The sequence below is a fragment of the Levilactobacillus cerevisiae genome (assembly GCF_003946245.1).
GTDB lineage: Bacteria > Bacillota > Bacilli > Lactobacillales > Lactobacillaceae > Levilactobacillus > Levilactobacillus cerevisiae.
In genome coordinates this window covers 1-7256 of record NZ_RHNN01000050.1, presented here as the reverse complement: position 1 = coordinate 7256, position 7256 = coordinate 1, and the positions used below count along the sequence as shown (strand labels likewise).

Annotated in this window: 9 protein-coding genes; 1 reads left to right on the top strand and 8 read right to left on the bottom strand. The window is 36.9% G+C overall.

Going from position 1 to position 7256, the window contains the following annotated elements:
* Positions 1-99: 99 nt before the first annotated feature.
* From EKM99_RS15120 to EKM99_RS15080, 8 genes are all read right to left on the bottom strand, one after another.
* Complete coding sequence (locus EKM99_RS15120; protein WP_010012556.1) at positions 100-780, bottom strand: zeta toxin family protein; 681 nt, start codon at positions 778-780, stop codon at positions 100-102.
* A complete protein-coding gene (locus tag EKM99_RS15115) occupies positions 777-962 on the bottom strand; it encodes a hypothetical protein (protein ID WP_010620892.1) in 186 nt (61 codons plus the stop codon). Before EKM99_RS15115 ends, EKM99_RS15120 begins: the two co-directional genes overlap by 4 nt.
* 46 nt (positions 963-1008) lie before the next feature.
* Complete coding sequence (locus EKM99_RS15110) at positions 1009-1290, bottom strand: type II toxin-antitoxin system RelB/DinJ family antitoxin (RefSeq protein WP_125584161.1); 282 nt, start codon at positions 1288-1290, stop codon at positions 1009-1011.
* Positions 1291-1694: 404 nt separating this feature from the next.
* Positions 1695-2792 (bottom strand): replication initiator protein A, encoded by a 1098-nt coding sequence (locus EKM99_RS15100; protein WP_125584160.1) that lies wholly within the window; start codon positions 2790-2792, stop codon positions 1695-1697.
* Positions 2793-3296: 504 nt separating this feature from the next.
* Positions 3297-3677 (bottom strand): hypothetical protein, encoded by a 381-nt coding sequence (locus EKM99_RS15095; RefSeq protein ID WP_125584159.1) that lies wholly within the window; start codon positions 3675-3677, stop codon positions 3297-3299.
* 57 nt (positions 3678-3734) lie between these two features.
* Positions 3735-4034 carry a hypothetical protein gene (locus EKM99_RS15090; RefSeq protein WP_103092075.1) on the bottom strand — a complete coding sequence of 100 codons (300 nt, stop codon included), beginning with the start codon at positions 4032-4034 and terminating at the stop codon, positions 3735-3737.
* Position 4035: 1 nt separating this feature from the next.
* Complete coding sequence (locus tag EKM99_RS15085; protein WP_123022129.1) at positions 4036-4803, bottom strand: ParA family protein; 768 nt, start codon at positions 4801-4803, stop codon at positions 4036-4038.
* A gap of 197 nt (positions 4804-5000) precedes the next feature.
* Positions 5001-5342 carry an AraC family transcriptional regulator gene (locus EKM99_RS15080; RefSeq protein ID WP_103422807.1) on the bottom strand — a complete coding sequence of 114 codons (342 nt, stop codon included), beginning with the start codon at positions 5340-5342 and terminating at the stop codon, positions 5001-5003.
* Between the two features lie 124 nt (positions 5343-5466).
* Here EKM99_RS15080 and EKM99_RS15075 point away from each other — a divergent pair.
* On the top strand, positions 5467-7256 hold a 1790-nt coding region (locus EKM99_RS15075; protein ID WP_170165431.1), incomplete at its 3' end, for a KxYKxGKxW signal peptide domain-containing protein.

Sequence of the window (7256 nt, the reverse complement as noted above, 5' to 3'; positions counted from 1 at the left end):
AAGCTAATAACCTCTCGGTCGAACAAACCGAAGAACTTTTAAAAACATTTGCTGACTATGTTAACGCCCATAAACCGAATAAACTCAAAAACGATCAACCTAATAACTAGGCCGATCGTTTTTATTTTCTGGATCATTTTTAGGCTTTACTTCTGGGTTTTGATCTGCAAAATTTTGTAACTGCTTTTGCACCTTTTCTGGATAAGTAATATTTTGGTTTATCCAAGGAAAATGCCTCAAATCGTTCTTAAAAACTTGTCCCTTCTCTCTTGCATAAACAGAGGTAAACTTTTCGCTATTATCATAGATCATGACCTTATCAGATTTAAAGGCCACTAATGGCAAATTATGTTTGGATTGCTGATAACGTTTCTTGATCGTTGCTACTGGAACACCGTGGCCACCTTTTTGTACCCGTTCGTTGACCCTTTGGATAGCTAAATTTTCATCTCGCAAAGCAACATATAATAAAGTCACTTCAAAGCCATTTTTGTGAGCTTTGTCAATCAAATTGAGTTGAGCTTTGCCTCTACCTGCCAGTGTTGTTTCTACGTGAATACTTTGCTGGTGATCTAAAGCATAGTGTAGTTGTTTGATTTCTTCTTTCATGGCTTTTAAGTTGTCACTATCTTTATGCCAATCGCCACCCATTTGTCTTAAAAGTTCATCAGCGTTAATCCGTTTTGTTTTGTCAAACAAGATGGGAAATGTATCGTATAGCGTACTTTTTCCTGCTCCGTTAATACCAGCAACAATTATATATTGGGGTTTATCTATCAACGGACAAAGTCCTTTCGCTTAATAACCTCATCTTGCCTTTTATCTAAAAAGTAGGTATATAAAGCGTCATATACTTTGCGCTTTTCTGGATCTGGCTCATGTAATGACTTATCAAGTAAATCTTTTAAATCAGTTTCTTTGGCAATTTCAAAAAAGTCATTAATTGTGATTGTATCTTTCATGTTCATCACACTTCCCAGTTATTAATTTATTTAATCTGATAAGCCATTAGTCCTCATCTGGATCATTGAGCCAATCAGCGACTTCTTTAGCGTCTTTGAACTCTGTTACTGGTGTCTCTTTGGTAGCCTTTAAAAGGCTTAAATTAGCTCTTTCGGCTTCGCTCAGGGCTGGTTTAAACGGTAATGCTGCGTCAGCTACGATCCGCTTATAAAACATATTGATCGCGGTAGTTGGGTTTAGACCTAACTGGCTTAAAACGGCTTCGGTATTATCTGCCAATTCTTTGTCAATCTGGACTTGTACGCGTTTCTTTTTCTTAACTGCCATGATTTTCTCGCCCCCCCTTTATTACTACTCACATTATACTAATCTTTGAGTACCATCTCAATTAGCCTGCTTCTTTAAAAGTTGTGAATTTAAGTTTGCTGTCCTTTCCGCAATGGCACTTATACAACGTTCCTAAAGTGCCCGTAAGCGCATTTTAAAACTCGTTTAATATAATTATGCTCTATCTGTTTAAAACAGCTTAAACGGCCTTATATAGCTTTTTAGTTTTAAGCACGCTCATCGTTAGGGTGTTTGGCCGCATATTCTCTAGCCGCTTGTTTATTCCACCAAGCGCCAATTCAGCCACTCAAGGTGTCTATTTTTGCTTCTAAGCGATTTTAAAGCGATTTTAATATAATTATGCATGTAACACTTAAAACGGCTTAAATGAGCTTATATGGCGTTTAATTCCAAGAACGCTCATTGTCAGTGTTCTGTTCTTCGGGGTGTTTGGCCGCATATTCTCTAGCCGCTTGTTTATTCCACCAAACGCCAAATAGGTTTTGCATGGTGCCGTACAAGTAGTTTTCCACGTTCTTGATATGCTTTTCATTGCTTCTTAGGGCGTTAAAGTAGCGTCTTAAGGCTTTAGTCATCAAAGGTTTTAGTTCTTCGTCGTAAAGCGGGATTATGACGCCAATATCTTGATGATCCTTTTCAACTCGGTACTTAGCATTTAAGATAATGCCAATGAAGCGCCGCATTTGTTGCGGGGTACGGCACCAAAAACTAAGTAGTTGCACAGCTTCGGGTTCTAAGAAAACCGGTAAGCCACTGTCTTCATCAGTTAAGAAGTCATTAGCATGGTTCACCAAATCCTGGTTTTGCTTTTGAATTTCTGCTGGTGAAAAATGGGCTGTGGAAAAGTCCAACTTTTGAGTATCTATATTGTATCTATTAGTATCTATGTTTTTAAAGTCTTTATATAGATTGTCCTGCATTTTGTCGGTACCGCTTGTAGCAAGGGTTTCAGCCATTTTTTGTCGGGCTGTCATTTTGTCGGTACCGCTTGTAGCAAGGGTTTCAGCCGTTTTATTATTTTTTTGTCGGGCTGTCATTTTGTCGGTACCGCTTGTAGCAAGGGTTCCAGCCGTTTTATTAGCGAAATCCTGTTTAATATACACGTCTTTTGCTGTAACTTCTAAATCTGCTAAATAAAGTTTGTTAGGTAGGTTTCGTTTTTTCTTTGGGTCAAATCCTTGCTTAATTTGAAATAATAGTCCTGCCTCTTCCAGTTCTTTTTTAACTCGATTTATTTTTCTATCATTCCAGCCAAATAGTTCATTTAGCTCTTGATTAGTAAAAATAAAGTACACTCTATTTTCATCATCTATCCAATTATTTTGCAATGAGTATTCCAAACGATCACGCAAAACTACATAACCTAATTTGGCACTGTCACTTAGTTCTTTATATTTTTCGCCATATAATAATACCTGTGGTAGTTGAAAAAACTTAGTTCCATAAGCATTTTGTGATTGAATAAAATTAAATTGTGTCATAATAAAAACTCCCTTTCTTGACTGACACACGCTGTCTCAAAAGAGAGTTGCTAAAACATTTGATTTGCTTTAAAATACAAATCTGATATGCTCTAACTGAATTACAAAGCGAACATTGGTCGTGATCGGCTTTGTAGTTTCACCAGCATGTGTCTATTCTTGGTTGCCCATTCGGCAACTTTTTTAATTTCTAACAACAAAAAATGGACTAGGTAGCTTCTGTTGGCTACTTAGTCCATTGGATTTAATTTGTTTTTTAACTATCCTTAACTTGTCCTTTGGGACTGGTTTGCGGTATAATTAACCTACAAATTAAGAACAATGTTCAGTCGATTTTAACTTGCAGGTCTAAATCGACTGAATCTAAGTAGCTGTCCGATAGCTACTTGCTAAACCAAAAGTCCCTGATTCCTCGTGAATCGGGGATTTTTGTGTTTAGCTTGATCTCTTTATTCGGTTGTTAAATTAATCTTAGTCTAGCATAGCGCTTACCTAGCGGCAACTTTATTTGGTTTTGTATATTTTGCCAGCTTTTGGTTGAAACCAAAAAGTAATCGGCGCTAACATGCAATAATAAGTGATAAATACTAAAATAGCCGTATGTTTCATCATAGGCTCGTTTAAAGACACTAGGGGCATACTTGCCCCTACCAGTCCTAAAACGCTCATAGGAAACAATAGAATGTGAATTAAGCGTGTTGCTGACCGACTATTATTAAAGGCTTGTTCTGCTTTAACTTGAATTAGATATTCTAGTGGGAAAAGTAACTTACGTAACATAAAACGAGTATCGTTATTATTTAATTTTATAATACGAAACAAAGGCACTAGATAGATACAACCAAGATACAAATATAACCAGTAGTCCATTAATTGAGTTTTCATTTTCTACCTCCATGTAACTGTAACTGTAATTATAACTGTAATTACAGTTACAGTTTTTTATTCAAATAATTCGGGGTGTTTGTCGAAATAGCTAGTCATAGCGTCTCTCACAATTGATTTTGCGCCACCTTTCACTCGTCCCCTATTCTTTCCCGCAATCTTAATTGCTTCTTTTAATGACGGTTCAACTGCAACTGAATAAAGCACTTGTTCGTAATTTTCTTGTTCTTGTTTGATAGCTTCTGAATAGTCCTGCCATTGTTTGTTAGTTTCTTCATTGTTCATAAATTTTTTTGGTTGAGATAGACCTGAAAGTTTATTTGTATCAACTGCTTTTTTAAATTCTCGTTTTGTCATTTTAATACCCCAGTTCTTTAACTAAATTTTGATAATATTTTTGTGCTGACTTGTAGTGATTATCTTTAACTAGTGCTAATGGTAATTCGTAAATTGAAACTGCTTCAGCAAAAGCAATCAAATTTGGAATGAATGTATCGGTCATTTTGATGTTGTGTGCTTCGGCAACTTCTCTTAGATTTTTCAACATAAACTTATGAGTGTTCGTATTTAATTGTGTTTTAGTTGGGACAATGTGGCGAACAATCACGTGTTTATCATCTGTAATTTTTAAAGTTGTTTCGGCATTTTTGACGGCGTACGTTTCAGGAACTGCAACAACGGTTAAGTCGTCAACAATTTCAACAATGTTTTCTAAAATAATATCAACGGCGGGTGCCATATCAAAAATAATATAATCATACTCATCTCTGATTGGGTCAATAAAATTTTTAAGGTGCTTATTTCTAAATTTTGGATCTTCTCCTGAAACAGCAATAATAAAATCAGATAGCGATTGATTACTTGGGACAACATCAAGATAATCATTAACATTGATAAAATAATCGGAAGCTTGTTTAGCGTCCCAACCACTACTTAGATAAGCGCCTAGGGTTGTTTGTAAATCGTCTGCGTCTACACCAAACGTTAAACTCGTGTGTCCTTGTGGATCGCCGTCAATCAATAGAACTCTTTTGTGTTGTAAAGAAAGTACCCCTGCAACATTGGTTGCGGTAGTAGTCTTTGCAACTCCGCCCTTGTTATTATAAAAAGCAATAATCTTAGCCATAAACTAATACCTCCTTTGCTATAACTATATTATATCAAACTATAACTACAATTACAACTATAACTGTAATTATAGCAATTCTCCTTTTGGACAGTTCTAATGAACACTTGCAATTCCTAGTATTGCACAGAAATAAAAAAGACCATTAGGGTATACCCTAGTGGCCGTTTTTGATCCATTATCAATGGCTTTTTAAATTAGGGCCTAGTACTTTTGGAATGGAAATACTTTCCAACACCAAAAATTCTAGACCCGATAAAATTAGTGATTTTCTGATAATTGAATGGGATATTGGTGGTGTTAATATGAGGAATCATGGTCAATATCTGATTATGATCAATAGGGATCATACCAACGTAGAAGTTGTTTAAATCAATAACGGTCAAAGAATTAGGAACACGCAGTTTAAGCGCTTCTTGGGCTAAAGCTTTCATATTATAGGCATTATTATCAGATATTAAAGTAATATCACTGCCTTCACAAAGGTAGAAATCTGCTGAAGCAACATTACCAAGTAGCTGAAAAGTTGACTGATTCATGATATCTCCCTGACTATTTACAAAAAAGTGCTTTATTTTGCAGAATTAGGCATGTCATTCTGTTCTACAAGTATATAATCAAAAGTAGGTTGGCTCAATATAATTGAGCGGGAAGGAATTTATAATGGGAGAAAAGAAATTACATTATAAAATGTATAAAGATGGCAAAAAATTCGTTTTTGCCGCAATTGCTACACTGTCTTTTTTTGTCTTCAGTGGGGTATCAACGGTAGCAGTTCATGCTGATACCACCTCAGGGAACTTAACTGCCGCCACTGTAAACAGCACTCGTGATACGAAGAGCGCTTCACCAGCAGCTACTGTAGGTGTCGGTGATACGAAGAGTGCTGGTCAATCAGCAGCTACTGTAGGTGCCAGTGATACGAAGAGTGCTGGTCAATCAGCAGCTACTGTAGGTGCCAGTGATACGAAGAGTGCTGGTCAATCAGCAGCTACTGTAGGTGCCAGTGATACGAAGAGTGCCGGTCAATCAGCAGCTACTGTAGGTGCCAGTGATACGAAGAGTGCTGCTCAATCAGCAGTTACTGCAGTAAGCAGTGCCAGTGATACGAAGAGTGCTGCTCAATCAGCAGCTACTACAGTAAGCAGTGCCAGTGATACGAAGAGTGCTGCTCAATCAGCAGCTACTGCAGCAAGCAGTGCAACGAAGGCCGATTCAACCAGTGCAGGTGGAAAACAGAGTGTAGCGCAGATAGCCACTAATGTTTCTAAAAATAGAGCAATAGTTACAACTAAGTTTGCTCAAAACTACGGTAGAAAGGTATTGGCAGGTTCAGTTACCAATACGGGTTTCTCAGTTAGTGATCCAGATTATCCATCTGGAATGTGGATTGATCCAGATAAGTCTCATTACAGTTATGAATGGTTGCAAGCAAAATATGGTGGAAACCAGATTGTTTTTTCAACTAATCGAACGGGCGATGGAATTGTTTATGTAACGGAATTATCGGCATCAAATAAGGTTTCAAATCAATACATTTTAAATCAAAATACTCAGCAAATATCTGCTTTACTTAATGGTACCATCTATTATAATGATGTTTATTTTGAAATGGTCCAAAGCTCTAGCAACAGTTTTGTTACTAAATATAATGCTAGTAAATTTGATAATAACAACTACAATACACTTTCTTGTTTTGTACCAAAATTGATCACACAAACAACTTATTACGTTGATAAAGATGGCAAACAAATCACCGACAGTAATGGTAATCCAGTTGCTGCTTATACACAAAAAGGGTTAGTTGGCCAAAATTATACGACGAACGACGTAAATGTTATAAATGGGTACTATGCTACTGCACCTGCTAATTCAAATGGCGTTATGTCACCATACGGAGAGATTGGTGCTAGTTATGTTAAAAACTTTCATGATGGAGTAGTTATTACTTACACTCAGACTGGTTCAGATGGAACAATGTCTGCTTCAATTGCTCAAAATGGAAGAGTTCTCAAAACATGGACAAGTATAGAGCCTTCAGATCCTACGATAATGTATCCATTAGGTGATACGACATACGGAATTAAAAATCCATATATCCCACAAACCTCTGATATTAAGTATGTTTACAACAAGCTCGGCAACTGGATTGTCTCTAATCCTGATGGCTCAACAACGTCAAGAATTTATCCCAATGATCCTAGTAACCCTACTAAGATTGCTGATTCATCGGTGCCTGATTATCCGGTTATTGCTTTTATTCCTGGCTATATACCTGAAGATCAAATGGGGACTCCTTTGGTGCCAGTTGATCCCGATGATCGTACTAAGGGCTATATTCCACCAACACCTTCTGATAATGGTACAGATACAACAATCACCTATACAGCAGATAAGCAAAAAGGTAGTGTCAGCTATGTTGATGATACGACCGGAAAAACTTTAAAGACGGA

Excerpts from the sequence above, each read along its gene's own strand:
- EKM99_RS15115 (WP_010620892.1), bottom strand. The coding sequence starts at position 962 with ATGAAAGATACAATCACAATTAATGACTTTTTTGAAATTGCCAAAGAA.
- EKM99_RS15085 (WP_123022129.1), bottom strand. The coding sequence starts at position 4,803 with ATGGCTAAGATTATTGCTTTTTATAATAACAAGGGCGGAGTTGCAAAG.
- EKM99_RS15080 (WP_103422807.1), bottom strand. The coding sequence starts at position 5,342 with ATGAATCAGTCAACTTTTCAGCTACTTGGTAATGTTGCTTCAGCAGAT.
- EKM99_RS15110 (WP_125584161.1), bottom strand. The coding sequence starts at position 1,290 with ATGGCAGTTAAGAAAAAGAAACGCGTACAAGTCCAGATTGACAAAGAA.
- EKM99_RS15100 (WP_125584160.1), bottom strand. The coding sequence starts at position 2,792 with ATGACACAATTTAATTTTATTCAATCACAAAATGCTTATGGAACTAAG.
- EKM99_RS15095 (WP_125584159.1), bottom strand. The coding sequence starts at position 3,677 with ATGAAAACTCAATTAATGGACTACTGGTTATATTTGTATCTTGGTTGT.
- EKM99_RS15090 (WP_103092075.1), bottom strand. The coding sequence starts at position 4,034 with ATGACAAAACGAGAATTTAAAAAAGCAGTTGATACAAATAAACTTTCA.